Genomic DNA, 26,788 nt, shown 5'->3' with positions numbered 1-26,788 from the left:
TTTTTTTGTTCAGCAATACTCGCCGCTTTTTTTCGTTGAAGTGAAAAAAGAGCAGCATTTCATTAAAGCTCGGCCAAAAGATATGGGAAGTAAAGTAACACATCAGAAATTTGAATACTTTAACTTCGTTTCAACTGGAATCGATTTACATTTTAAAACGTTTTCATAGTGAAAAAAAGCCGAAAACACGAACATTAGAACGTTAGGAATAAAATTCATACGCTATTTTATTATAAATGTTAAATTACCTCACAAAAAACCATTGAGATATTCGGCAAAATGCGGTAAATTAGTGTTAAGGAATTTGATGTTAGTAAATATGACGTAAGTTTGATAGCTTATCTTAGTGATTAATGGTCTGATTTATGATGCTTAACTATTTAGGAGTGTGAATGGGATGAAGAAGAAGCTGGTTTTGATAGGTAACGGTATGGCGGGTGTAAATTGTATCGAACAGATTTTGAAGCTGGTCCCGAACCGGTATGACATTACCATCTTCGGAAGCGAACCTCATCCGAACTATAACCGAATCATGTTGTCATCTGTTCTAGCAGGCGATGCGGATATGAATGACATTGTTATCAATAGTTGGGACTGGTACAGAGAAAACAATATTATCCTCCACGCAGGGCATACGGTAAGCGGCATCGACACAAAACGTAAGATCGTAAGCACGGAAAGCGGCATTAAAGTACCTTACGATGATGTCATTATTGCAACCGGCTCGCTGCCTTTCATGCTTCCGCTGCCAGGCGCGGACAAAAAAGGCGTTATCGCATTCCGCGACATTAAAGATTGCGAAACGATGATGGAGACGGCGAAAACGTACAAAAAAGCGGTTGTTATCGGCGGCGGTTTGCTGGGACTAGAAGCAGCGCGGGGACTGCTGAATCTGAATATGGAAGTGTCCGTCATTCATAGCAACAAAATTCTGATGAACAGACAGCTGGACGAAACGGCTGGGCTCATGCTGCAGAAGGAACTTCAGGAGCAAGGCATGAAATTCCTTCTCGGCAAACATACAGAGAAGATTTTAGGGAAAGAGCGGGTAACTGGCCTTAGATTTACGGACGGCTCCGAAGAGTCTGCAGATCTTCTGGTTATGGCAGTCGGCATTAAACCTAACATGGCGATGGCTAAGAAGAGCGGCATTGAAGTTAACCGCGGGATTCTCGTCAACGATTTCATGGAAACGAATATTCCGAATGTTTACTCGGTTGGCGAATGCGTGGAGCACCGCGGCATTTCATACGGACTAGTCGCGCCATTGTACGAGCAAGCCGCCGTGCTTGCCAAGAAACTGGCGGGCCTAGAAACGGACGGCTATCACGGTTCCGTCGTTTCTACGAAGCTGAAGGTTTCGGGTGTGGATGTGTTTTCGGCGGGTCAATACTTGGATGATGTTGATACACGCGCTGTTCGTGTGCAGGATGAGTTCGGCGGCGTATACAAGAAAGTCGTCATTCGGGGCGGCAAGGTTGTCGGCTCTGTATTATTCGGCGATATAAGCGATGGCGCGCGCCTGTTCTCCATGATCCGCAGCGGCGAGGATGTAACGGGGAAAGAAAAAGAAATATTGCTCGGCTCGGGCGGATCGGCTCCTTCCAACGCTGATTTGATTGCCTCGATGAGCGATGATGAAATAGTTTGCGGATGTAACGGCGTTTCCAAAGGAGCAGTTGTAACGGCGATCAATGAAAAAGGATGCGCGAGCGTCAATGATATTAAAGCGTGCACGAAAGCTTCCGCTTCCTGCGGCGGCTGTAAACCGCTAATTGCAGATGTGCTGACGTATGTACTTGGCGCGGACGGCGTGAAAACGGTCAAGGAAGGCATTTGCGGTTGTACGACGCTTAGCCGTGATGAAGTGGTTGACGGTATCCGCGAGATGAGATTAACGACTTCGAAGGAAGTTATGCACGTACTAAATTGGAACAATCCGGAAGGCTGCTCCAAATGCCGTCCGGCGTTGAACTACTACCTCGGCATGGTGTGGCCGGAGGAGCACGAAGACGAGCGTGCATCGAGATTCGTTAACGAAAGAAATCATGCCAATATTCAGAAGGACGGCACGTACTCTGTTGTTCCGAGAATTTACGGTGGGGTAACGACACCGCAGGATCTGAAGAAAATTGCCGAAGTAGCGGTGAAATATGAAGTGCCGCTAGTAAAAATTACAGGCGGACAGCGGATCGACCTTCTGGGCGTTAAGAAGGAAGATTTGCCTTCGATGTGGACGGATCTCGACATGCCGTCGGGTTACGCATACGGTAAAACGCTTCGTACGGTTAAAACATGCGTAGGATCGACGTTCTGCAGATTCGGAACGCAGGATTCGATGGCCATGGGGATCGAAATGGAGAAGCGCTTCGAACGTTTGAGCACACCGGCGAAATTTAAGATGGCCGTATCCGGCTGCCCTCGTAACTGTGCGGAAGCGACGATCAAGGATTTTGGCGTCGTTGCAATCGACGGCGGATGGGAAATTCATGTCGGCGGAAACGGCGGTACGAAAGTAAGAGTCACCGACCTGCTCGTTAAGGTGAAGACGGAAGAAGAGGTTCTGGAATGGACGGGAGCCTACATGCAGTATTACCGTGAAACCGGCAAATATAACGAACGTACTGCGGAATGGCTTGAAAGAGTCGGCCTGGATACGATTAAAGCTGCCTTGGAGAAGAAAGAAGACCGATTGGCACTCGTCGAACGGATTGAACTGGCGCTCAGCCTGACACAAGATCCATGGAAAGAAATTGTGGAAACTGATAAATTGCGCACAACATTCGAAAATCTACCTATTCCCACAATGAACTAGAAAGGGTGTCATCAGCATGAAACAAGTTAAAATCGGCCATATTTCGGAAATCGAGAGCATGCGCTCAAGAGTAATCTCCATCGGAGATTTGGAAATTGCATTATTCAAACTTTCGAACGGTGAAATCAAAGCGATTGAAAATAAATGCCCGCATAAAGGCGGCAAGCTTTCCGAAGGAATCGTTTGCGACCATCATGTTTTTTGCCCGCTGCATGATTGGAAAATCAATCTGAAGGACGGACAGGTACAGGAGCCGGATGAAGGCTGCGTCGTTTCCTTCAAGGTGGAAGCAGATCCTGAGAGCGGCGACTTATTTCTTTATGTGGAAGAAACAGCTTATAAAGCATCCTAAGGAAATCATTCGGGGAGATTGGGCCAATGGCAATGAATCAAACAAAAGCACTTATCTATTCAACGGTCGCGATGACCGTATCATTCATGATCTGGTCGGTATTTCCGCCTATTGCAGGACAGATTCAGGAGCTATTTAACCTGAGTACGCTGGAAAAGAGCATATTGATTGCAACCCCCGTATTGCTCGGCTCGATCATGCGGATTCCGATGGGTATTCTAACGGACCGCCACGGCGGCAGGAAAGTGTTCACGCTCACGATGCTGTTCTTGATTCTGCCTATGGTTGCGGCAGGATTCGCGGATTCTTACGTTATGATGTTGATATGCGCCTTATTCATCGGCATGGCGGGCACCACCTTTGCTATCTCTTTGACTTTTGTGTCCAGATGGTATCCGCCGCAGCGCCAAGGATTTATTCTGGGCATTGCCGGCCTAGGCAATTTGGGGGGAGCGGGAGCGAATTTCCTGCTTCCCTCGATTTCAACGTCGTACGGCATATCTTGGGTGTTTTTTAGCCTGGCAATCGGAATAGCGGTTATGGCATTGGTGTTTCATACCTTTACCAAGGATGCGCCAAAGCCGGCCGAACCCAAAACCTTGAAACAATCCTTGTCCGTTATGAAGGATAAAGCAACTTGGCGTTTGTCGTTCTTTTATTTTCTGACCTTTGGCGGTTTCGTTGCTTTCAGCGTTTACCTGCCAACCCTCCTTAAAGATCTATTTCAGTTGAGCGCTTTCGACGCAGGTCTTCGAACTGCCGGTTTCGTCTTGGCGGCTACGTTGATTCGGCCGGCGGGCGGCTATCTGGCAGACCGGTTCGGCAGCAAGAATATACTCACGGTTGTCTTTTTCGGGATATTGGCCGCTGCGCTTGTCTTGTCTATAACGCTGGATCATTTCGTCGCTTTCAGCTCTTTATGTTTGTTCATTTCTTTGCTTCTTGGATTAGGCAACGGGGCCGTGTTCAAAATGGTGCCTGAAGTATCTTCAGGGAATACGGGAGCGGTTACGGGCATTGTTGGCGCAGCGGGGGGCATCGGCGGGTTTTTTCCTCCGATCGTGCTCGGTATCGTCAAGGACGCGACCGGCCAATACAACTTAGGATTTATTTTTATGGTTATTTTCGCCCTGGCATGCTTAATCCTTAATTATTCCGCACTGAGGCCGAAACCAACGGGAGTCCAGAAAAACATGGAGTATTCCGCATAGTTGCCCGGCACCTGCAGTGCAAGCCGGAAAACCGGAAATGCAAACGGAACGGTTCTTCTAAAAAAGACGGCAGCCGTTTCAATTTAATTGGAGGTTTAATGATGGCGAAAAGAAAATTAGTTGTGATCGGAAACGGGATGGCGGGCGTTCGCTGTGTCGAAGAAATTTTAAACATCGATCGGGATGCTTTTGAAATTACGATTTTCGGCAAAGAGCCTCATCCTAACTACAACCGTATTTTGTTGTCTAAGGTGCTTCAGGGCGATACGACCATCCAAGATATCACGATCAATGACTGGCAGTGGTATAAAGACCATCACATCCAGCTTTTTACGAACGAAACCGTAACGAATGTGGATGTTGACCGCAAGAAAGTCATGACCGAATCTGGGAAGAGCGTTAACTATGACGAATTGATCTTTGCTACGGGTTCCTTGCCCTTTATGCTGCCGTTGCCGGGAGCGAATAAACAAGGCGTCACCGCTTTTCGGGACATCCGCGATTGCGAAACGATGGTCGAAACCTCGAAAAACTATGAAAAGGCCGTCGTTATCGGCGGTGGTTTGCTTGGACTCGAGGCGGCCCGGGGATTATTGAACCTCGGCATGAAGGTCGATGTCGTTCATATTTTTGACAGTATCATGGAAAGGCAGCTTGACCGAACGGCCGCCAAAATGCTTCAGAAGGAGCTCGAAAAGCAAGGGATGCGTTTTTTGCTCGAGAAGCAATCGGAAGAAATTATCGGACGGAGCCGCGTGGTCGGGCTGAAGTTCAAGGACGGCACGAAAACGGATGCGGATCTGCTTGTCATGGCCGTAGGCGTCAGACCAAATGTGCAGGTGGCTAAGGATGGCAAGATCGAAACCAACCGCGCGATCGTCGTTAACGATTACATGCAAACGAGCGTGCCGAACGTATATGCGGTAGGCGAATGCGCGGAGCATCGCGGCATTGTATACGGCCTCGTTGCACCACTTTATGAGCAGGGTAAGGTGCTCGCGAAAACCATCTGCGGTGTGGAAAATGAAGGCTATCACGGTTCGGTGCTTGCGACGCAGCTGAAGGTCTCGGGCGTAGACGTATTCTCGGCCGGTGAATTTATGGACAGCGACGAAGTCAAGTCGTTGAAATGGATCGACGGTATCCGCGGCACGTACAAAAAAATCGTCATACGCGATAATAAGATTGTAGGCGCGGTTCTGTTTGGTGAGATCAGCGAGGGCACGAAACTCTTAGGAATGATTAAGCAGCAGACGGATATCTCCGTCTATGAGAAGGAAATGAACGGAGCCGGCGCGCGCGGCCAGGAATCGGGGGTTGCCGCAATCGCGGCCATGTCCGATAAGGAACTGGTCTGCTCCTGCAATGGAGTAACCAAAGGGACAATTATGCAGGCTATCGAAGAGCAAGGCTTGCAAACGGTGGATGAAGTAAAAAAATGCACAAAAGCATCCAGCTCCTGCGGCAGCTGTAAAACGATGGTGAGCAGCATCTTGGATTATGTGCATCTACACGGCTTCGGTCAGACCGCGGAGAAAGAAACGGTTTGTGCCTGCACGTCGTTTAGCCATGATGAGCTGATGATTGAAATTCAGAACCGGCGTTTTGCCGATACGGCTGAAATCATGACCGCATTGGATTGGCAAACGGAGACAGGGTGTGAAACATGCCGTCCCGCGCTGGATTATTATGCAGGGGTTCACGGCACATCCGTACTAAATACAGCTGCGAATAAACCGGCAGGCATGCAAGCCGACGGTACTTATGCGGTTATGCCGAAAATGTACGGAGGCCTAACAACCGCGGATCAGCTGAGACAAATCGCTGACCTTGTCGACAAATACGGCATTCCTGTTGTGAAGCTGCTGGAAGGTCCGCAGCTTGGCTTGCTCGGTATTGCGGCAGCGGATGTATCTGCCGTCAGATCGGGATTGGCAATGACGGATAGCGGACCGTCATACGGGAAGACCATAAGCGGCGTAGGAACATGCAGCGGCATCAGCTTTGCAGCCGACGCGATGCAGGATTCCATCGCTCTCGGCGTTGCCTTGGAGAAGAAGCTGGAGCGGGCGCAATTGCCGCAAGAGATAAAGATTGGCGTATCGGCAAGCCCGCACGACCGCGCGGCTTCGCTGTCGAAGGATATCGGGATCGTTGGGGTGCCTGGCGGCTGGGAAATGTATGTCGGCGGCAGCGGCGAAAGGCTGGTAAAGGCGGGACAATTGCTTTGTACGGCTGCAACGGATGAGGAACTGCTGACGCTTGCGGCTGCCTTCCTTCAATATTACAGGGAAACCGGACATTTCGCGGAACGGTTGTCGCAATGGATTGAACGAATGGGTCTGCTGCAAATCAGGGAAGCGCTGTTCGATCCGTTTCTCTTGAAATTATTAGGAAACCGCATGGAGGAGAAGCTCGCAGCTTCGCCAGAGCAAGCAAATCAGCAGCCGACAGCTGCAGTGATAAGGTGATCAGATGAAACCATTAAAGGCACTAACCGATAACCCTGAACTCGAAGCAGCTGCCGGACATGATCATGTCATGGATACGCAATGTCCTTTTTGCAGCGTGCAGTGTAAAATGCAAATCGTGGAGCATTTCGGCAAGGAACGCAATACCTATACCGTTCTTCCAAAGCCCAACGCGGCTTCGGAAGGGCGGCTATGCATCAAAGGGATGAACGCATATCAGCATGCCCTCAGCGGCGAACGTCTCGCCTTTCCAATGGCTAAGGTCAATGGGGAATTCGTTAGAGTCAGCTGGGAGGAAGCCTATCGGCTCATACAATCCAATTTCACGCAAACGGAGCAGCGATACGGCAGCAATGCCATAGGAGTATACGGCGGCGGATCACTTACCAATGAATCCGCTTATTTGCTTGGGAAATTCGCGCGGGTCGCGCTGCGGACCAAATATATCGATTATAATGGGCGTTTTTGTATGTCGGCAGCGGCATCGGCCGGCAATAAGGCATTTGGAATGGACCGCGGCTTGACGAACCAGCTGTCCGACATTCCAATGGCACGCTGCATTATACTGGCGGGGACGAATATTGCGGAATGCCAGCCTACGCTTATGCCTTATTTCACGCGGGCGAAGGAGAACGGGTCATTCATCATCGCGATTGATCCTCGCAACACGGGTACGACCGAGCTTGCGGATCTTCATTTAAAGGTGAAACCGGGAATGGATGCCGCATTGGTCAACGGCATGTTAAAAGTGATCGTGGACGATGGTTATGTGGATGAAGCTTTTGCCAAAGAACGGACGAAAGGCTTTAGCGAGTTGAAGGAGCATCTGGCGAGTGTTGACTTAAACGATATCGCTGACATTACGGGAGTTCCGCTCGAGCAAATTCGCGGGGCTGCTGAAGTGTTTGGCAAAGCGGCAACCGGCATGGTGTTTACCGCAAGGGGAGTAGAGCAGCAGACGGACGGGTATATGGCTGTGCGCAATTTCCTGAATATGGTTCTGATTACCGGGAAGATCGGGAAGGAAGGCTGCGGCTACGGAGCGATTACCGGGCAAGGAAACGGCCAAGGAGGCAGGGAGCATGGGCAAAAGGCTGATCAGCTGCCAGGCTACAGGTTGATTGAAAATCCGGCTGATCGCGCCTATATTGCTGAAGTATGGGGTGTGCTGCCCGAAGAATTGCCTGAAAAAGGCGTCTCAGCCTATGAAATGATGGAAAAAATCCATGAAGAGGAAATTCGTGCGCTGTTTGTCATGGGCTCCAATCCGATTGTGTCCAATCCGAACGCCAACTTTGTGGAGGAGGGACTGCGTAAGCTGGAATTCCTGGTGGTGGCCGACATGTTCCTCTCGGAGACGGCACGAATGGCGGACTTGATTTTACCGACCTCCTCGTATTTGGAGAACGAAGGGACTTTAACGAACCTAGAAGGGCGTGTCCTATTACGGGAAGCGAGCCGGGAAGTTACGGATGAAGTGAAGCATGATTGGGAAATTCTTTGCGGCATTGCCGAGGCTCTCGGGAAAGAGTGGTATTTCTCCTATACGGCCGCGGAACAAATCTTCGAGGAGCTTCGGATTGCTAGCCGAGGGGGGATTGCTGATTATTACGGCATTACTTATGATCGGCTGCGGAAGGAAGAAGGGGTTTATTGGCCTTGTCCAAGCCTGGACCACCCTGGAGAGAAGCGATTATTCGAAACGGCGTTCGCGCATCCCGGAGGCAAGGCAGAGCTCGTTGCGGTAGAAAACCATTTTCCTGCGGAGCAGGTCAGCGGGGAGTTCCCGCTCTATTTGACAACCGGCCGGGTGCTCTCGCAATATTTGACGGGCGTTCAAACCCGGAGGAGCCATACGCTGGCGGCGCGCAGCTTTGAATCCTTTATGGAAATTCATCCGAAGACGGCACAAAAATACCGGATCGAGGACGGCTCGCTGATCAAGCTGGAATCGAAGCGGGGAAGCATCGTCGTCCGAAGCAAAGTGACGAGGGAGATTCGTGAGGATACGGTATTTGTACCCATGCATTGGGGCGATATCCAAAATGTCAACAAAATTACGAATCAAGCGCTCGATCCGACCTGCAAAATGCCGGGGTTTAAAGTATGTGCGGTTAACGCAAAGCCCCTTGTCGAATCGATGTAGAAGAGACTTCGAATGGTGAAAGTGAAAAGCCGAAACCCCAAGGGACCTAGTCCTTTGGGGTTTCTGTGCATCGCGGGAATGAAACGGCATGAGGTCACCGATAAACGTTTCTTCTCGATGCCCGGTTACTTTGATTTAAGGCGGCGGGCTGCGTCCAGCCGTGATCTTTTGCGGGACGTTTTACTTTTCACTCTTGTTTTCTTGCTGGGCATGCTAGATACAAATGCTTTCGGGCCCATCAATGATCCTACCATTTTGAATGCAGGCTGTATTTGTTGAAAGATGCCCCAAAATTGTTGGACTTTCCCCATGATTGACATAATTCCGTCAAAGCCGGAGAAGCGTGACGGCGCCTTGTTTTCGCTTTCTAACGATTGTGCAGAAGGGAGTTCTGCGGGTGCCAACATGTCGGGATCGCTGATTGGTTCGCTTGCAGCAGGAAGAACTTCGCTTGTACGGACTCTTTTCTTTCGCTTCACGTTTACCACGTTCCTTTGCTCTATGATGTCTCCTCGCTAATTTCCATTAGCTAGTAAGATAAGGCAGGCCCGCAAAATAACTGCTTCATTTCAATCTCTCATTCAGTAGAGGCCGCCCTTATTCCATAAACATGCTCACGATGGAGTATAGTGTAGATTATGTTTGATTGGAGCAGCTTGTTTGTGTGTTTGTGACCGTAACAGTATTTCAATGTCATATGACTATTTAAGAGACTTAGAAATAAAGTTTCCGGAATATTTAGGGTTCTTTTATTGGCTCCGTTCATTATGGGTTTGAATAAAGTCCTCATCCCATTTATATCTCTCGTTGTAAACACTCATAACCTCTTCGTATAAAGGGCCGAAGGTTGATTTTGGATTGCTTTGAATCATGCGGTAAAGCCGCAGAAAACGGTCTTTGGGAAGCTTGCGCGCATAACGCAGAACCAAATAAGGATAAAGCGTAAGGTATCGTTTCATACGGACCGCGGCGCCGGCAACGCCGATTAGAATGCTCTCGCCATGCTCCATTTTCAAAATTTGCGCTTCATAAAGCAAAATATACCGGAAAGCATTTTCCTTGAGCAGGTCTCGCCTGATCTTTGCAAGCTCTCCGATATATTCGACTAGATCGGGATTGAAATGGTCCATCAGCAGCGGTTCCAGCATGAGGTCCATATCCTTGCGCAGCACAAACGACTGAAGCAGCAGGATTTGCTCGATCCGAAGCTGGTCGGTATGAACGAGCGCCCCGATTTCGCGCAGCATTTCGTAAGCGAGCGGTTTATCGCCGTTATGAAACACGGCAATGGCGGTTTCCCGGTCATTGGCGAGGCCGGCTATGAGGGTGTAAGCCTCTCTGTGAAATAATTTTTCAAGTTCCAAGCGCAAAAGTGCAGGGTTCGACCGTCCCTGCATCGTCCATAATAGAGCGAGCAGCGCCGTGCCCCCTATTGCAAGCAGGGCAGTCTGCATCGCAGACCCGCTCAGCACTAAACCTACAATAGTAATGAAGAGTACGATGAGTCTTGATCTCCAGAACGAGCGGCGCAGCACCGAGGCGGCCCGTTCCTCTGCCGATTGCAGGGCGAATTTGCCGCATACAGGGCATTCCGATTCACCCAGTACGGTAAAATAATTGCAACGGCGGCAAATTTTAAGCTTATTGTAAGGATAGCGTGTTTTAATATAGGGAGTAAGCCGTACCGGCAGCTTCATCGTCATTCGCGATCACGCTGCCCGCTGCTTTTTAGAATAGAAAAGACCAGCTTGTTCAACTGCTCTGGAGAGGGGGCCTTTCTCCGGCGCGAGCGGTAGCTGAAGATGCTGATCATGACAAAAAGAAACAATAGCCCGAGACTGACGTATGTAACCATATGCTGTTCCTCTCTTACAGTAAAAGTGATTTGTGGAAATCTATCAGGTATACTTAATTTATAGTATACCATTTTACTGGGAGCAGTAACTAACAGTGACTATAGGACTACCAGGATAGATCCGTTCGTCCCATTGCAAAGGAGTACAAAAATGATCCGACTTAAACGTTTTTCACGACAACTACTATTCGCTTCCGCCGTTCTTCTGCTGCCTTTCGGCAGTTATTCCACAGTGAATGCGGCGCAGGGAGCTTCTCAAATCGACGCGGTGCTGGTGCTCGATGTCAGTCATTCCATGAGCGCAAGCGATCCGGGCAAAATCGGCAACGAAGCGATGAAGATGTTCATCGACATGCTCTCGACAACGGGCGACCGGGTCGGCATCGTAGCCTATACCGATGAGATACAGCGCGAGAAGGCGCTGCTTGAAATCCAGTCGTCAGCGGATAAAGAGAATTTGAAGGGCTTCATTGACCAATTGAACCGCGGCGCCTATACCGACGTATCCGTCGGAGTGAAGGAAGCCGTGCAAATTTTGGATGACGGGGCTGACCCGGGCCATGAGCCGATGATTATTTTGCTGGCCGACGGCAATAACGACTTTAATGAAGAATCAGGACGTACAAAGGCCCAGTCCGACGCCGACATGGAGAAAGCCATTAAAGAAGCGAATGACAACGATGTACCGATCTACACGATTGGGTTGAATGCGGACGGGAAATTAAATAAGGAAGCGTTGGCCGAGCTTTCGGATCTGACCGGGGGCAAATCGTTCTCGACCAACTCGGCGGATGATCTGCCGCAGATCCTTAGCGAGATTTTTGCCAGCCATCTCGAGTTAAACGTCGTACCTGTTGATTCGATTACCGCGGACGGAAGTTTTCAAAACGTGAAAATTAACGTTCCCAACTCGAATGTATTGGAAGCGAACATTTCCATCATGTCTTCGCAGCCCGTCGAGGCCAAGCTGATTGACCCATCCGGCAATGCCGTTTCTATTCCATCGGATGAAATTCTGCTGTCGAAGTCGAAGAGCTATTCCTTGATTAAGCTGTTAAAGCCAAGCGAGGGCGATTGGACGCTGCAGGTAAAAGGCGTGAAACGCGATAATATCGATATCAATCTCATCTTTAACTATGATTTGAGTTTGGCCATGGACCCACTTGCCAAAACGGCTTACTCGAAGGGCGATTCCGTGAAATTCAGCTCTTACTTGGTCAGCGGCGGACAAAAGCTGAAGGATGAAGCGCAATACAGCAACATGAACGCGGTTTTGCTCGTTAAGGATTTGGACGCAGGCACAACCAAGGAAGTACCGATGGAAAACGCTGGCGATCATTTCGAGGGAACGTACAAGATTGAAGACGAGCATGATTATGAGATCAAAGTAAAAGCGGAGGAGGAAAGCTTCTTCCGTGAAACCGATGCGGTGACGATAACGGCAAAGGCAGGCGGAACGGGTCAAACGGCCCCGACCGAACCCGCAGGCGAAGCTAAGAAGCCATTCCCGACCGTACCTGTTATTCTAGGCGCGTTAGGTTTGGCCGTATTGCTCGCAGCGGCATATTTCCTTTTGCGGGTTCTCAAAAAAGCGAACCGCGGCTTTGTCGGTCAGCTTGTCATAGAAATCCGGGACGAGAACACGGGTGACAAAACATCGCCGCAGTACAAGAAGCTGTCCGCCTTCAAGGGCAAGCTGCTGCTTCACCAACTGCTGCAGCTGGCGCCAGAGCTGAAGGAAACGGAGAAAGTCGTCTTTAAACCAGGGAGCAATGACCGCATCATTCTGCAGAACGGCTCCTCTAGCACGATCGAGAAGTCGGGGCGTGCAGTCGATGCGACCCGCGAATTGGAAATGAAGAGCGGAGACCGCATTACGGTTTCGCTCAAGCAAGTGGACAAAACGATTTTTATCGAATATCTCGTATAAATAGAGCCCTGGAGGGAATAAACCATGAAACCGATCGTAAGAGAACATATACAGCAGCTTGACGTTTCGCTGGGCGGAGGCATTGTCAGCGAAAAAATCCGGGTGGACACCATCGATAACCCGATTTTGATCATTGGACTTGGTGGTACCGGCATTGATGCGCTGCTGCGCCTAAAATACCAGATTAACCGCCGCTTTAAACTGCCGGAGGATCCGATCTCGAAGAGAAAACGCGATAAGCCTGACAATGTGGAATTTCTAGCTTTTGAAACGAATGAGCAGGATCGCAATAAAAAGTATAAAGGCATCGGCCTCGATCCGATCAATGAGTTCGTACTGCTGTCCAACGCCGAGGTGGGAGGATTGCTGCAAAACCGCAGTATTTTGGAGCCGTACATTACCGATTGGCTCTCCCCGGAGCTGAGCATCACCGATGGGATGAACGGCGCGGCAGGCGTTCGGCAGGCAGGACGGCTGCTGCTGTTTACGAAAATCAACCAAGTCGTGCAAAGCATCGACAAAAAAATCAAAACGCTGTCTGTTGGCACGAACAAGAAGCTGATGGTGTTTCTGCTCACCGGCTTATCGGGCGGAACGGGCAGCGGCTGCTTCCTTGATATTTCATATATCGTCCGAGGCATTATCGAGCGCGACCATGGGGCTGCAGGCATCGACAGGGTTAACACACTGGGCTACTTGTTTACGCCGGACATCAACCTTTCGAACAAAAGCTTGAGCGACCATACGCGCGAGTACATTAAGAAGAACGGCTATGCAGCGCTGAAGGAATTGGACTATTGGATGAACGTGGACAGTCGGGGCGAACGGTTCAAGCAGCAGTACGGCAGCATACTGTCCGTTAATTCGCCGCTTCCGCCGTTCAATCTCTGCCATCTCATCTCTGCCACCAATGCGGAGGGCAAGCTGCTCGAAAATGCGTACGATTACTGCATGAACGTAACGGCAGAGAACATTACGAACTTCATTTCGAGCGAGGAGAAACAATCCGGCGAGGAATTCGCTATCCATGACTATATCAGCAATATCCGGACGAATATCGCCCAAATGAACAAGATGTACCCGGCTAACTACGACTACAACATAATCGGGGCTTCATCGGCGGTGCTGCCTATCGAGGAAATGACGACCTATTTGGCTTACCGGCTGTTCAACAAGATGGACAAAATGTTCGAGAAGGCGCCATCCCAGGATGATGTGGAGAAGTTTGCGCGCAAGCTCGGCATCGACCTCGAAACGATGATGAAAACTTTCGATTCACGCGTGCCGGAGCCGCTTCCCGGCTTTGAGAACAGCGAGCGCCTTAACTACGCTAACGTCGTGAAGCTGCAGGCGGTGAATATGGATACCGAGCTGGAGCAAAACTTTCTGGCCCGCGCGCGCGAGGAATACATTAAGGCCAAAAAACAGCTTCCCGGTGAAATCGTCGGCCAATTTACCGACCAGATCCGCCGCACGTTCCTGCATCCGGAGCAGGGGCCGTTCTACGTATCGCGGCTCCTTTATACCGAGAAAGGCTTCTGCCTGCTGAAGATGCTGCTCTCTTATATCGAGACGCTTCGCGAGGGATTGCTGCGGCTTCCGAGAGAAATCGAGGCGGCCAGAGAGCAAGCCGAAGAGCGCATGGGCGACGCGAAGAGCGCGTTCGTCTCGAAGGACAAGAAGAAAAACAACTATATCGAAGCGAAAATCAATGAGTACTGGCTGCATGCCGACGTGGAACGCATGGAGCAGTTAATCGAATTTTACGAGGATTTGCACCAGCTGCTTAACAACGAAAACAACCGAATCTACAACGTGTTTACCGAGATCTTGAACGTGCTTAACACGATCTTTGCCAAAAACGGCGATCTGCTCACGAACGGGGAGGAGCAGGCCGACCATAAAGGTAACAAGACGTATTATTGGAATATCGTCGGGGTGCCTGATATTTCAGATGTCATCAGCCGTTTGATGGACAAGAAGGACGGCGACGATCTGATCCGGGACTTTACGCAGGAGCTGCTCGACCATTCCAACCTATGGGTGAAGGAACAGGAAATCGATATCGTCAGCTCGATCTCGGAATTTTTGACCGATAAATTCGGCGACCTCATTACGAAGTCGATGGAAGAGTTTCTTGTCATGAAGTACGGGAATGACGAGTCGATCGAGAAGTTTGTCGAGCGCCATATCGCAAGCAAGCTGGACGAGGAAGCCGTGCCGGTATTCCACCTAAGCAACAGCTCGGGCAATTTGCATGTGCCGTCATGGGGATTTGTATCGGTGCCCGTGCAAGCTCCCAGCATTTTGCGAGGCATTCGTAACTACCAAAATAACTCGATTGGCAAATCCCATTTCACGATCAAGGAAAGTGAAGTCAAAAACCGGATTTTCTGGCTGAATACAAGAAACGGCGTGCCGCTGTTCGTTTATACGCCGCTTAAGGTATATGAGGAAAGCTATGAACGGACGATTCTGGATAAGGAAGGCATCGGCCGCCACTTGGTACAAACCGACCGCAACAATTGGACGTATTTGCCGTCTCCAATCCCGGAAAAGTCTTGGGGAGATACGTACGTCAATCCGCGCGTGCAAAGCTATAACGCAAGGGTTCGCGCCGAATTTGCCAAAGCGGAAAGCTTCCGCATCATTACGGAGAAGGGCATTGACCAAAACACGAGCAGCCGCTATGCGGTTCGTTACACGAAGCCATTCCAGCTTTCGGATCTATTAAAGCCTTTCAATATGCAGCTGGATGCGCCAAAACCGAATTTAGGCGAGGTTAAAAGAGCTTTGGGAGAGCTTAAGCGCCTCCTTTCCGAAGGATTGGAGCTCCAATCGACAAAAGATATATTCGGAAGCTTCTCGGAGGAGCTGGCACAGGAAAACCTGATCCGCTCGCCGGAGCAGCTAAGGCTTGTCCGAGAGGAGCTGGCGAAATACGAATCAATTTCGGCCAAAGCGGACGAACTTGAGCAGCTGCTCCTGCTCCATCAGGGCGAGGAGAAGTGGTTCGATCAATTTATCGAGGCACTGTATACGGATACGATTTGCAAGAAAGGCGCGCTTTACGTGTATGACCGGGATCCCGAGGAAGAAGCTTGGTCGCCTTTCGCTAATCTAATGAAGAGCAGCAGCTATGTCGAGCATGAGGTGTTCGGGAGCTTCCGCCGCCTTGACGAGAAGAGCCGCAGCACGCTTATGCGCAAAGCATCGCGCAGAGTAACGGAATTGACGGCAACGGAGGACACCACGCTTCTGCTCAATAAGCTGGAAGAATTGTTTGGCCAATTCCTGGATGCGCGCGAGCGTCTCGAATATGAGAAGGTGGAGCTGGCGAACGGCGAAGAGCTGCACCGGTTCTATAAGGAAATGACATCAAAACTAAACGAAATCCGCAGAAAGTTGAAATAGATATGAGAGAAATGCTGGATCGATTCGCGGCCGATTACTCGGCCGCCGAGCATAAGCTAAGAGGTCTTGAGGATGATCAGAGCAGCATTCATTATCCAACCGTGTTTCTGTTCATTGGCGAAGAGGCGGGGCATGCGATTGAACCGATGATGCGTTCGAACGAGCTGAAATGGGATAATAATGCCGGTGTAATTTACCTGCATGTATCAACGGGTGAAAGTCCGTCTGGCACCGGGATAGGCCAGCCAGCCAGCACGGCGCCGGCTTACACTGAGGGCGGCAAAAGCCGGTCAGCTCCGAAGGTCATCCATGCAGCGCTGACAGGACTGATTGCAAATCAAGGAGACAAGCGGACCGTACGCAAGGATATCGCAGCCGCCTTCCGCGAGGAGGGACGACATCTGATCGAGCTCAACCGGTCGCTGCGGCAGGTCAGCGACACGATTGCGGATTATGGCCGTTTGTATGCCTCCTTCGACCGGCTCCACCTTGCCGTTATTACAAGGGTGGATGATCCCTTGAACATTCTTATTCCGGAAGTTTCGCTGCTTGCGCAATCCATTTTTCTGCAGCTGTTCAAATCCGTGCAAATGGATTTGTACGCCCTGATTAATGAACGGGAGCAGTCGGAGACGTTCGGTTATGCAGGCGCGGCGGGAATAAGCTTCCTGCGCGAGCTTGAGGGGATGCAGCGGCCGGATTATTCGTTTTCCGCGATGCTGCAGGTTACGGGAGACGGGCTCGCCATTCCGGTCGAGCATAGGCCATCTCCGTTATTTGATCTCGTCTATCTGTTATCCGACCGTAACGAGCGGGGAATGACGTCTCTAAACGGCATGCAGGATAACTATGAGATGATTTGCCATATCCTGCTCCTGAAGAACAGGAAACGGAAGGATGATCTCCTTCAATCCAATGACGGAAGCTATAACAATTCTTCCTTCCGTAACAGCTTGATGGCTGAATCCGGAAGGCAAGGATTCGTATCGGCCGGACTGGCCAAGGTGAAACGTCCAACTTACGCGATTGCATTGACTGTGTTGTATCACTTGTTCGAGCTGTTCGCTGCAAGGCTGCAAAATGCGCCTGCGCTGGGAAGCAAGGAGAAGCAGGCGTTTTTTGGACTCGATGACGCGGCGCTGGAGACAAGGGTTGCCCAAATCGTTCCCGGAGAGGATAGGCTGGCTGACATGACGGGTCTCTTAACGAGCGGCATCCGTTTTGAACAGCTGCGCCGCATGTCCCTGCGTGAGGCGGAAGAAGCTTTGTTCGGCGATGGCTGCAAAGTTTTCTTCCGCAAGCATTTCACCGAAGCAGCCGCTATACGGCTGGGCGAGTTGAACGCGGCGGAGGAGTTGCGGCGCAGCATTGCCCGAAGCAGCAAAGAGCAGCCGCGGATTTGCTTCTATCAGGTGTCCGAGTGGACCGACGAGAATGTGGATGGCAGCGTTCTGAACATGGTACGCGCACGCATGCGCGAATTGGCGAGGGAAATCGCGCTTGCCGTCGAGGAGTTTGACCGAACCGGTGAAGCACGCGTCGAGGACCTGAAATTTCAAAGGCTGCCGTTTATGGATAAGCAAAATGTACGCTCTTTTATTCGGGCCTTTTTGGACACGGTCTATCAGCAACAATGGCAGCTGCTGCGGCTGGAGACAGAGCTTGCCGTGTACCAAAGGATCGTTGCCTCCCTGGAACGGCTTCATGAGGGCTACCAAGCGAAGGTGCAGCGTATGAATGTGCTGGGGGGAGAGCTAAAAGCGGCATCCCAGCAAAGCATTCGCCTCTCTGATGATTATATCGGCCAAAATGTTTTTGAGTATTACGGACGCGTCACCGAAGGCGTTATCAAGGAATTGGAAGAAAAGCGCGGCGAGTCGGTGCTGTTCGAGGACCGGTTCGCAGGAAACGCGGCCGAGCTGGCGGAGCAGGGGGACACTGTCCTCTTAGAGCGATTGATCGACGTTTGCCGCAAGCACATCCTAACGACAGAACCGTTCAATCAGAGTTTCGAGGAGGAGCTGCTGCTTCGGGCGAACGTTTCCGTGGCCTACAGCAACCGTAAAGCTTTGTCGAGAGATGAGCTGTTTCAGCAGCTGTACCGGACGCTTGAAGATAATGCGGCCATTAATATCCGGCTGCTCGACTATACCCACGAGCATCGTTACGAGGAAAAGTATTTGTTCGGTGACCGTGAGAGCGAGTTTATCCGCTTTGCATTAGGCGTTGATGAAACGACGCGCATCTATAAGCTGGGCTGCGTGCACGAGAAGCGCAGCAGCGGGGTTGAAAAATTGAATTTAATGGGCGGCTTTCATTTAGAAGATTTGATGTATTACAGAAACGGCAAAGTTTACTATGAAACCTACTTGCAGAACGGGTATGAATTTCATGCGCTGGATCCAGCCTTTCTGCCGGAGCTGCGCTGACCGGCATACATTGATCATTGCAGCGGTCCATTAGCAAGCGGAAAGGGTGCTTCATCATGCAGCGGAAAATAAATCTGCTTCTTCTATTGTTCAGTTTAATCGGAGGCGCTTTGGGATTTGCAATCGGCGAATTTGTGCTGGGCATGCTTTCAGAGGGTTGGCCCCGCTTTGTCGTTGTCGGCCTCTATTTTGGAATCATCGCTTTGTGCATAGGTCTGGCCTGCCTGATCGCGGAACTCCTATCGCCCCGCTTAAACGGGTCTTCGTGGCGTCAGCGCTATACCGATTTATCCTGGAAGCTGCTCGTACCCGCAACGCTGGCGCTGCTCTTTGTTGTTGGCGGGCTGGTCCAGCTATTATACGGTCTTCAATTCGGCGGCGCGAAGCCAGTGAAGGATATCGTGCTTGCGATCGATAATTCGGGAAGCATGCTGGAGACCGATCCGGATAACGAGCGGTACTCTGCCGCGAAGCAGCTAATCGGCAATATGGAGAGCGATAACCGTGTGGCTGTGGTCGTTTTTAACGATACGGCGGAGCTGCTTCAGCCATTTGTCAGCGTGGGCACGCAGGCCGAGAAGAACCAAGTCAATGCGGCGATCGATGCGCTCGAGCCGACAAACGGAGGAACGGATTTTAGCATGGCTTTGGCGGAATCGATGGCGACGATCAAGAGCAAAGAAAACGGGGGACGCGGCACGATGGTCATCCTGCTGTCGGATGGTTTTAGCGAATCCAGCATCGAGCAGCAAATCGCGGATTACCGGGAGCAGCAAATTGCCGTGAACACAGTGGGTCTCAGCGTTGTAGATGCCAGAGGAGCGGCATTGCTGCAAAATATAGCCGATTCAACCGGCGGGAGCTACTATGACGTGACGGAAGCGAACGGCATCTCGCTCGTTTTCCAGAATATTTACGACAAGCTCGATAAGCAGACGCTCCTTACGGAGCGGACGGGCAAGGCGGCGGACAGCGGCTTTTACACCTTGCTTCGCCTATTATCGCTTGCCATTATCGGCGCGGCAATCGGCGTGTCGCTCGGACTGCAGTTCGATAATCGGCATTTGGCGGTAAGCTTTGGGACAGGCGGCATCGTTGGCGGCTTGCTGGCAGGCTTTATCCTGGATTTCGGCTTGTCCGGCGATCATCTCTCGGACGCGTTCTCCCGGTTAGCGGCTGTGCTCGTGCTGGCGGCAATCATCGGATTATTCACGCTGGTTGTTCCCATTCGGGACAATAACACGCCTAAGACGCGCGGAGGCGGAAGAAAAAGCGGCATCACTGGCCGTTCCTCCTCCGGTATGGGAGAGCGAACGAAGGATAGCCGCAGCCATGGATTTTAAACGATGCGGGAGGCGGATTTAAATGCAGTATACGGATGCAGAGGACGGTTCTCCAGCCATCAGCGGCTTGACTCGCGTTATAGAGGAGGACCGCTGCACGCTGCGCTGGATTTGGCCAAGCGGCATAGAAGCGGTATACATTGGGAAAGCAGCTGCCGAACAGGCAGTGGACAGCAATAGAAACAGCGAGCAATTGAAGCTGTATACGAAGGCGGAGTATAAAGCGAATAACGGCTATCACAGCCGCATAGAAGGCGTCGGCATCTATGTCTTTACGGTGTATGCCTGCCGGGAAAGCAGCGACGGTCCGCAGCTAATTGTTCAGCCTGGCCGCGAGAACCGCATAGAGATCAGCGCGGGCAGGGCAAAAATCCATTATTCGGTTTCAAACAAAAGCGGTTTGTTCCGCAAATTCAAAACGGTTCAAATTCAAGTGACGACTGAGGTTCCGATCGCGAAGGACGTGCTTTGCTACGTTAAAAAGCAAGGAAGTTATCCCGCGAACAAAGAAGACGGCATGTTATATCCGTTTGTCGCCCCCTTTGCGGCAGGCAAAAACGTTTTGCCGCCCATCGAAATAGGCAAACAGGATTTTATTCGATTGTTTTTCACCGACGGTCGCACCTACGGGCAAATATACGAATTGATTTCAGTATAAAGGAGGAAGACCGCATGGGCATTTTCGATCTTTTCAAAAAAAAGCCGGAAGCGAAGCAGCGTCCGTTATATTACGATATTGTCTGTCCCTACTGTTTTAGTAAATTCACGCCGGAAGAAGTCGTTTTCCGCGCTGCCCATTCCCGGGAGGACGATGAGGATTATGCGCTTGGGGAAGACGAGGAGCTGAACAAATACCGCGAACGCTTTGGCCTCGATTCCGTTCATGATATGGAAGCGGTGCTTCGTCCGCAGGACGTGCCGGAAGAGCACTGGGTGTATTCCGACCATGTGCTGATCGGACTCAATGACCGTTACGGCGAGCTGACACGCAGAAGGCTTTGCCCGAAATGCCATAACGAGCTTCCGGTAACGGCAGGCAAAGTGCCGAGCAACATTATTTCCATAATCGGCGCGTCGCAGGTTGGCAAATCGGTGTATATGACCGCATTAATCCATACGCTGCAGAACACGACGGCGGACCATTTCAATGCCGCCTGCATGCCGCTCAACGCGGAGATTAGCCGTAAGTTCCGGACGAATTACGAGGAGCCGTTATTCGAACGCGGCGACCTGCTGGCTTCTACCCAGAAGGAGAAGATGCAGGAGCCGTTTATTTTTCAATTCGTATTCAAAGATGAATCCAAGCCGCCGCTCACGCTCGTATTTTTTGATGTGGCGGGCGAGGGAATGGTCGAGCAGGATTACTTGGGTCTGCACGGCCAGCATATTAAAAACTCGGCAGGCATCCTGCTGATGGTTGATCCGCTGCAAATCCGCTCGATACGCGAGAAAATCAGAATCAATCTGGGCGACAAGCCGGGAGAATGGGTCTCCCAATATGACGAGCCGCGCGATGTCGTGCTGACGATGTTCGGCGATTTCATTGCCTATCAGGAAAACAACAAGACGGATATACCGACAGCGGTCGTACTGACGAAGAGCGACATGCTTCATTCCCTGAAGGATGAGGATGGCGAATACATTAAATCGAATAGCAATATTTTCAATAATATGGTGCACCGGAATTATTTTAACCTGACGGAATTTGAAAATATCGATGGCGAAATCCGCCGTTTCATCGAGAAGGTCGACCGGCCGTTCAAAGGGACGATGGACGTCTATTTCAAGGATACGGCTTATTACGCGGTATCCGCTCTCGGCAGCAATCCCGTAGATCAGAAGCTGCAAACCGTCGTTAGCCCGATCCGAGTGGACGAGCCTTTCATTTGGCTGCTGTATAAGCTGAACTACATTGAGGGGAGAAGAGAATAGTGCGCGATTTCACGCCCCGCAGGATGATCCAGCAGCAGATGTACGCACGGGAGAGACGCGGTATTTTCAGATCCACGGAGGGCTATGATACGGTAGCGAGGTCAAGCGGTTTAGATCCTGCTTTTATCAAAAAAATACTGCATCCGTTTTGCGTATACGATGCGCCGACCGAGCTGACAGCTCGCGGCGAGAAGAACGAAGCTTTATATCCCGAGACGATGCATTTGCTCCATTTGGAAAATGGCGACGTCGTGCTGGGACGAAGCGTCTATCAAGCCGCGGATTTTACCGGTCTTCGCAGCGCGTTTTTTACGCATAACTATATAATCCCGGCGGGTTATGGCAGCGAGTCCGCAAATGAGTATAAAAGCTGGCTGCATGCCGCGTTCGCGGATGGCTATGATATCGAAAACGGCACGGAGTTACCGGAATTAGCCGTCCTGCCTGTCCAGACGGGTTCTGCGGTTAAACCGTCAAACCGCTCCCTTTTGGCGCTTCTGAACATAGGGGAGAAGCCGTTTAAGCAGCTGTTGTACGCGATGATGTCGGCAATCAGCGGCAAGAAGAAGATTTACGTTGCCCTTGACGTTCCGGTTGCACAGCTGCCCGACAAAGCAAAGCAGCTGCTTACGGTGCTTTATGCGAGCTTGCCGAACGCTTACCGCAAGCAGCTTGGGTTCATCACGTATGCGAAGGAGCCTCAAAGCCGCAAATCGGTGCATCTCACATTCGTGGAGCAGGGAAGCCTGCGCCAAGGCGACCGCAGCATCGAAAAGGATTATACGTTTGATTTCGCGAGCGGACGATTGATGAATGTCGAACTAGACGGCACAGACCAACCGTTCTTGGATTTCGCATGGGACAACTTGGACCAGCCTGAGCGTACGGACCGCTTCTTTCATTTTGCGGGGCAGATGCTGGCAGGCATGGAGCCGGAGCGTCAGACCGCGGCGGACAGCTACCACCAGCTGTGCGTAATGTACCGAATCGAAGAAGGCGACGAGACGCTGTATGAAACGCATAAAACGGCTGTGCTTCGCGGGTTGCTCGAATATTTGCAGCCAACCGGCGCGCTTCATTCCAAAAACCGTCTAAATGATTTGTTTCTCTCCCGATTCGATTACGAATTTGACCGGGTACGGCAGGGCATTGTGCCAAATGCTTTCATCGTGGACGTCTTTAAGGATTACTACCTAATTGAGAACTCCAATATCGAAAGCAAGCTTGTCACTTATTTTATCCATGCGCTCAACCATGCGGTTAAGCAGAACGAGCAAGAAACGATTGATTCCGTTTATGCAGCCATAGAAGGCAATCCTGCTTTAGGCAAGGCTTTTTTTGCCAAGCTGATGGCCGATTCCAGGCTCACGGGCAGCCTGCTAATTCCTTTCTTGGAGAAGAAGCTGGAAGAAGCGGCGGGCGTAAAAAGCATGCTGGAGTTGATTGCGCATTGGGGAAGCGTTCAAACAAGGCTTTTTGATTATGAACCGTTCCATGATCTTGCCCGCCGGCAGCTGTTGTCAAAGCTGGAACGGGAGCGCTATTCGATACCGGGGGTAAGCAAAGCTTTATCGCAGCTGCGAAGGCTGGAAGAGGAAGCGGGCTTGCAAATCAGGAAACAGCCAGCATATGATTACGAAGATCTGTATGGGGAGCTGGAGCTGGCTGCTTATCGGGCCATGCTGGCCGAGCTTCAAATGGACAAGCTGACCAAAGAGCAGCTCGGGCAGGCTGATTTCCTTAGCTTTAAGGACCGGCTGCAGCGCTGGAACGGACAGCTGCAGGATCCGCACCTAAAGTCTGCCGCTTTCGAGCTGCTTGCGCTTTATGAGAGCCTGATGCTTCCGGAGCCTGCGTCTGCCTTATTCAGCCGGCTTTCTGCAGCGGAGATCGACCACGTGCAGCAGGCTGTACGCCAGATTTTGGCGGGGCGGCTGGAGCTTGCCGATGCTCCGCGAATCGTGCTGGCCTTCCTTCACAGCTCGGATTTGGATTCGGTAGATTATGAGGGGCTGCTCAGCTATTTGCAGAGGAATGCGCCGAATAAGGAAATCGTATATCAATTTTTCCAATGGTCAGAGAAGCATCCTGACTTTATAAGACCCAAAGGATTCGTGCCGGCTTATGCAGTCGCGATTATCGCTTTTTTTAAAAACCATGACCGGGACGCATTCAAGAAACGCGCGAACCGGAAGCAGTTTTTCGATAAGGCGGGCCCTACCCTGGCAGCAGTGTACAAACAGGCGGAGCGCGAGCTATCTTCGCCTCTTGCTAAGTTTTTTCGCCGGAATCGCAAAGCGACGTTAATAACGACTATCGCGGGCTTGGGTATTATTTTTCTCGTCTCGGGCATCATGCTTTCATTTTCCGGGAAGGATGCTTCGAATGATGAAGGAGCGGCTCTGCCCGAGGTATCGCCTACGGCTCAAGCGGTAGTCAATGAGCCGGAAACGCTCGTATACGCGGAGGAAACAGCAGCGTCCGAAGGTCAGGAAGCTGCGACCTCCCTCGTGTTTTTGTTCAAGAATGCAGCTTCGTGCGCACTGTTTGCGCCGAGTTCAATATCGATAGAGCCGCATGGCGCTGAAGCGGCAGAATATACGGAGCTGAAGCTCATGCCTGATTGCGGCACAGAGGCTAGCGATGCTTCGCCAACGCCGGACCCCGAAGCAACGGCAGTGACGACGGAGCCTTCGACACCGGCGACGGTTCAACCTACGGAAACGCCGCTTGCAGATCCCGAAGCTGCGCCTGAGCCGGAAGGCTATGCGAGCCGGGTTGTCGTCGACCTCGGCAAGCAGGCCGATATTCCAGCCGACAGCATCATCCGAATCGGAGATGACGAATATAAGCTGACGACGCTGCAGGTTATTGATAAATAATAAGGATAAAATGAAAATGAACCTTGGAGTATTCCGAGGTTCATTTTTTTTGCGAATGCAATCGCTCCTACAAATCTGCGTTTAACTGCGCGGCTCCCATTGAAGCCCGGGACTCGTTGCGCATGCGCACTTTGAATTCCCGCGGCGAGCAGCGATTATGCCGCTTGAATAATTTATAGAATTGGGCCATGTTTGAGATACCCACCTCGTAGCCCACATCCAAAATACTTAGTTCGCTAGTCAGCAATAAAAGCTCGGATCGTTTGATTCGTTTATAGTTGATATAGTCCAAGAATGAGACACCCATCGTTTTTTTGAAGTATTTGATGAAGTAGTGATAGCTCAAATTAAGCAAATGACATGCATCTTCGACGCAGAGTTTATCCTGCAAATGGGTGTTGATGTAATCAAGCACCGGTCTTAGCCGGTTTAATTCCGTTTCCTCCGTATAGTTCAAGATGTTGCGGCTGTCGCATCTTAACAGCAGCAGCATCAATCGCTTGATCGTAGAGCTGATGGCGATTTCGTAGCCTCTCATCCTTGTTTGCGATTCTTTGAAGATTTCTAGGATGAAAGCATACGTTTCACGTTTGGCTGATTCATTGATGTCAAAAATATAATTTAGCTTCTCCAGCGGCTCGGTCTGTTCCGAGAAGCAGTAGAGGTACGGCATGGTGCTCTGGTCAAAATGTTTGCCCAGATCGATCTGGAACACGACGTAATGCAGCACGCCAGTTAGCGGCTTATGGGAGCGGTGAGGCTGGGATGCGCCCAAAACCATAACGTCACCCGGGCCAAGCACGACGTAATTATGTTTGCTTTGCACGCCTAAGTGCCCTTCTATGACAGCGAGAAATTCTACTTCTTTATGGTAGTGCCAGGGATGCTTCTCAAGCGGGCTGCAGTGGTGAGCCTCCAGGTTAAGCTCCCATATTTTTAGAAAAAGCAGCGGGTTCTGATAAATAACCTCTTCATTGATTGCTTCAGCATGTGTGTCGATGGTCTTTTCTAATAAGGGCATGTGCAATACCTCCTAATTGGAGTATATCACTTTTGGACAAGTGTGTTTATGATAATCATCTCCAGACCGCGACTTTTTGGAATGAATATAACTGGAGGACATTTTTGAATATAAAAGGGGCATGATAAGGTATTTTCTTAGTCGCTCGGCTTTTCTATACTATGATTAGTGAAATCATGAAGGAGAGTGCTCGGATAATGATAAAAGTAACAGTATGGAACGAGAATCGCCATGAGAAAAAAAACCCGCTTGTAGGTGAAATCTATCCGGATGGCATTCATGGCGTAATTGCAGGTTTTTTGAAGGAAGCCGGGTATGAAGCCGGGACGGCAACCCTGGATGAGCCGGAGCACGGTTTGACAGATGAGGTATTAAACCATACGGATGTATTGATTTGGTGGGGACATCTCGCACACGGGGAAGTACAAGATGAAGTTGTCCAAAAAGTGCAACAGCGCGTACTGGACGGCATGGGCCTCATTGTCCTTCACTCCGGTCATTTCTCGAAAATCTTTAAAGCGTTAATGGGTACAAGCTGCGATTTGAAATGGCGCGAAGCGGATGAGAAAGAACGGCTTTGGGTCGTGGCGCCAAGCCATCCGATCGCTGCAGGCATAGGGGAGTTTATCGAGCTGGAAAAAGAAGAGATGTACGGCGAGCACTTTGATATCCCAGCGCCGGACGAGCTGATCTTTACAAGCTGGTTTGAGGGCGGAGAAGTGTTCCGCAGCGGCTGTACCTTTACGCGCGGAAACGGCAAAGTGTTTTATTTCAGACCGGGTCATGAAACCTATCCGACTTATCATAACAAAGACATTCAACGCGTCATTGCGAATGCCGTGAAATGGGCACAGCCCGTAGACCGCAATCGCCCTGTCTATGGAAATGCACAGCCGTTAGAAAAAATAGCGGCAAAGTAATTATTTATAATTTATGAAGAAAAGAACCGGACATCCTAATAGATGGCCGGTTCTTTTCTGCAAAAAC

At 50.7% G+C, this 26,788-nt stretch carries 17 protein-coding genes; 13 read left to right on the top strand and 4 right to left on the bottom strand.

Features of this window, described 5'->3' with window-relative positions; all coding sequences use genetic code 11:
* Positions 1–397 precede the first annotated feature (397 nt).
* The 5 genes from nirB (MRBLPE1_RS04035) to nasC all read left to right on the top strand — a co-directional run bounded on the left by nirB (MRBLPE1_RS04035) (position 398) and on the right by nasC (position 8,995).
* On the top strand, positions 398–2,815 hold the full coding sequence (nirB, locus tag MRBLPE1_RS04035) for a nitrite reductase large subunit NirB (protein ID WP_364141840.1): 2,418 nt from the start codon (positions 398–400) through the stop codon (positions 2,813–2,815).
* 16 nt (positions 2,816–2,831) lie between these two features.
* Positions 2,832–3,167 (top strand): nitrite reductase small subunit NirD, encoded by a 336-nt coding sequence (gene nirD / locus MRBLPE1_RS04030; protein WP_364141837.1) that lies wholly within the window; start codon positions 2,832–2,834, stop codon positions 3,165–3,167.
* Between the two features lie 32 nt (positions 3,168–3,199).
* Entirely contained in the window at positions 3,200–4,378 is a 1,179-nt protein-coding gene (locus MRBLPE1_RS04025) for an MFS transporter (protein WP_364144474.1), read from the top strand.
* A gap of 101 nt (positions 4,379–4,479) precedes the next feature.
* Positions 4,480–6,849 carry a nitrite reductase large subunit NirB gene (gene nirB, locus MRBLPE1_RS04020; protein ID WP_364141835.1) on the top strand — a complete coding sequence of 790 codons (2,370 nt, stop codon included), beginning with the start codon at positions 4,480–4,482 and terminating at the stop codon, positions 6,847–6,849.
* A gap of 4 nt (positions 6,850–6,853) precedes the next feature.
* Complete coding sequence (nasC, locus tag MRBLPE1_RS04015; protein ID WP_414698828.1) at positions 6,854–8,995, top strand: assimilatory nitrate reductase catalytic subunit NasC; 2,142 nt, start codon at positions 6,854–6,856, stop codon at positions 8,993–8,995.
* A gap of 125 nt (positions 8,996–9,120) precedes the next feature.
* Here the strand turns inward: nasC and MRBLPE1_RS04010 are convergent, their stop codons facing one another.
* The 3 genes from MRBLPE1_RS04010 to MRBLPE1_RS04000 all read right to left on the bottom strand — a co-directional run bounded on the left by MRBLPE1_RS04010 (position 9,121) and on the right by MRBLPE1_RS04000 (position 10,850).
* The gene (locus MRBLPE1_RS04010) at positions 9,121–9,474 is read right to left on the bottom strand and encodes a hypothetical protein (RefSeq protein ID WP_364141833.1); all 354 of its coding nucleotides are present in this window, start codon (positions 9,472–9,474) and stop codon (positions 9,121–9,123) included.
* Positions 9,475–9,744: 270 nt separating this feature from the next.
* Positions 9,745–10,698 carry a hypothetical protein gene (locus tag MRBLPE1_RS04005; protein WP_364141830.1) on the bottom strand — a complete coding sequence of 318 codons (954 nt, stop codon included), beginning with the start codon at positions 10,696–10,698 and terminating at the stop codon, positions 9,745–9,747.
* Entirely contained in the window at positions 10,695–10,850 is a 156-nt protein-coding gene (locus MRBLPE1_RS04000; protein ID WP_364141827.1) for a hypothetical protein, read from the bottom strand. The genes MRBLPE1_RS04005 and MRBLPE1_RS04000 overlap by 4 nt, the downstream gene beginning before the upstream one ends.
* A gap of 151 nt (positions 10,851–11,001) precedes the next feature.
* On the opposite strand from MRBLPE1_RS04000, the gene MRBLPE1_RS03995 reads away from it, so the two are divergent.
* From MRBLPE1_RS03995 to MRBLPE1_RS03965, 7 genes are read left to right on the top strand one after another with little or no spacing between them, the layout of a single operon-like run.
* Complete coding sequence (locus MRBLPE1_RS03995; RefSeq protein WP_364141824.1) at positions 11,002–12,780, top strand: vWA domain-containing protein; 1,779 nt, start codon at positions 11,002–11,004, stop codon at positions 12,778–12,780.
* 24 nt (positions 12,781–12,804) lie between these two features.
* Complete coding sequence (locus MRBLPE1_RS03990) at positions 12,805–16,194, top strand: tubulin-like doman-containing protein (protein ID WP_364141822.1); 3,390 nt, start codon at positions 12,805–12,807, stop codon at positions 16,192–16,194.
* Between the two features lie 2 nt (positions 16,195–16,196).
* A complete protein-coding gene (locus MRBLPE1_RS03985; RefSeq protein ID WP_364141820.1) occupies positions 16,197–18,623 on the top strand; it encodes a transcription initiation factor TFIID in 2,427 nt (808 codons plus the stop codon).
* A 56-nt stretch (positions 18,624–18,679) separates the two neighbouring features.
* Positions 18,680–19,966, top strand: coding sequence for a vWA domain-containing protein (locus MRBLPE1_RS03980; protein WP_364141818.1), 1,287 nt, complete (start codon positions 18,680–18,682; stop codon positions 19,964–19,966).
* Positions 19,967–19,988: 22 nt separating this feature from the next.
* Positions 19,989–20,624 carry a beta-mannanase gene (locus tag MRBLPE1_RS03975; RefSeq protein WP_364141815.1) on the top strand — a complete coding sequence of 212 codons (636 nt, stop codon included), beginning with the start codon at positions 19,989–19,991 and terminating at the stop codon, positions 20,622–20,624.
* 14 nt (positions 20,625–20,638) lie between these two features.
* Positions 20,639–21,898: a hypothetical protein gene (locus MRBLPE1_RS03970; protein WP_364141813.1), complete on the top strand. Its 1,260-nt coding sequence runs from the start codon at positions 20,639–20,641 to the stop codon at positions 21,896–21,898.
* A complete protein-coding gene (locus MRBLPE1_RS03965) occupies positions 21,898–24,780 on the top strand; it encodes a glycosyltransferase (protein ID WP_364141810.1) in 2,883 nt (960 codons plus the stop codon). Before MRBLPE1_RS03970 ends, MRBLPE1_RS03965 begins: the two co-directional genes overlap by 1 nt.
* Before the next feature lie 67 nt (positions 24,781–24,847).
* Here the strand turns inward: MRBLPE1_RS03965 and MRBLPE1_RS03960 are convergent, their stop codons facing one another.
* On the bottom strand, positions 24,848–25,801 hold the full coding sequence (locus MRBLPE1_RS03960; protein WP_364141807.1) for a helix-turn-helix domain-containing protein: 954 nt from the start codon (positions 25,799–25,801) through the stop codon (positions 24,848–24,850).
* Between the two features lie 197 nt (positions 25,802–25,998).
* Here MRBLPE1_RS03960 and MRBLPE1_RS03955 point away from each other — a divergent pair, with 197 nt between their 5' ends.
* A complete protein-coding gene (locus MRBLPE1_RS03955) occupies positions 25,999–26,721 on the top strand; it encodes a ThuA domain-containing protein (protein ID WP_364141803.1) in 723 nt (240 codons plus the stop codon).
* The last annotated feature ends 67 nt before the right edge of the window (positions 26,722–26,788 follow it).

Origin of the sequence: Paenibacillus sp. LPE1-1-1.1 (assembly GCF_040676435.1) — a bacterium.
Classification (GTDB): Bacteria; Bacillota; Bacilli; order Paenibacillales; family Paenibacillaceae; genus Pristimantibacillus.
This window is presented reverse-complemented; position numbering and strand designations above follow the sequence as displayed.

Excerpts from the sequence above, each read along its gene's own strand:
- nirB (WP_364141840.1), top strand. The coding sequence starts at position 398 with ATGAAGAAGAAGCTGGTTTTGATAGGTAACGGTATGGCGGGTGTAAAT.
- nirD (WP_364141837.1), top strand. The coding sequence starts at position 2,832 with ATGAAACAAGTTAAAATCGGCCATATTTCGGAAATCGAGAGCATGCGC.
- MRBLPE1_RS04025 (WP_364144474.1), top strand. The coding sequence starts at position 3,200 with ATGAATCAAACAAAAGCACTTATCTATTCAACGGTCGCGATGACCGTA.
- nirB (WP_364141835.1), top strand. The coding sequence starts at position 4,480 with ATGGCGAAAAGAAAATTAGTTGTGATCGGAAACGGGATGGCGGGCGTT.
- nasC (WP_414698828.1), top strand. The coding sequence starts at position 6,854 with ATGAAACCATTAAAGGCACTAACCGATAACCCTGAACTCGAAGCAGCT.
- MRBLPE1_RS04005 (WP_364141830.1), bottom strand. The coding sequence starts at position 10,698 with ATGACGATGAAGCTGCCGGTACGGCTTACTCCCTATATTAAAACACGC.
- MRBLPE1_RS04000 (WP_364141827.1), bottom strand. The coding sequence starts at position 10,850 with ATGGTTACATACGTCAGTCTCGGGCTATTGTTTCTTTTTGTCATGATC.
- MRBLPE1_RS03995 (WP_364141824.1), top strand. The coding sequence starts at position 11,002 with ATGATCCGACTTAAACGTTTTTCACGACAACTACTATTCGCTTCCGCC.
- MRBLPE1_RS03990 (WP_364141822.1), top strand. The coding sequence starts at position 12,805 with ATGAAACCGATCGTAAGAGAACATATACAGCAGCTTGACGTTTCGCTG.
- MRBLPE1_RS03985 (WP_364141820.1), top strand. The coding sequence starts at position 16,197 with ATGAGAGAAATGCTGGATCGATTCGCGGCCGATTACTCGGCCGCCGAG.
- MRBLPE1_RS03980 (WP_364141818.1), top strand. The coding sequence starts at position 18,680 with ATGCAGCGGAAAATAAATCTGCTTCTTCTATTGTTCAGTTTAATCGGA.
- MRBLPE1_RS03975 (WP_364141815.1), top strand. The coding sequence starts at position 19,989 with ATGCAGTATACGGATGCAGAGGACGGTTCTCCAGCCATCAGCGGCTTG.
- MRBLPE1_RS03970 (WP_364141813.1), top strand. The coding sequence starts at position 20,639 with ATGGGCATTTTCGATCTTTTCAAAAAAAAGCCGGAAGCGAAGCAGCGT.
- MRBLPE1_RS03960 (WP_364141807.1), bottom strand. The coding sequence starts at position 25,801 with ATGCCCTTATTAGAAAAGACCATCGACACACATGCTGAAGCAATCAAT.
- MRBLPE1_RS03955 (WP_364141803.1), top strand. The coding sequence starts at position 25,999 with ATGATAAAAGTAACAGTATGGAACGAGAATCGCCATGAGAAAAAAAAC.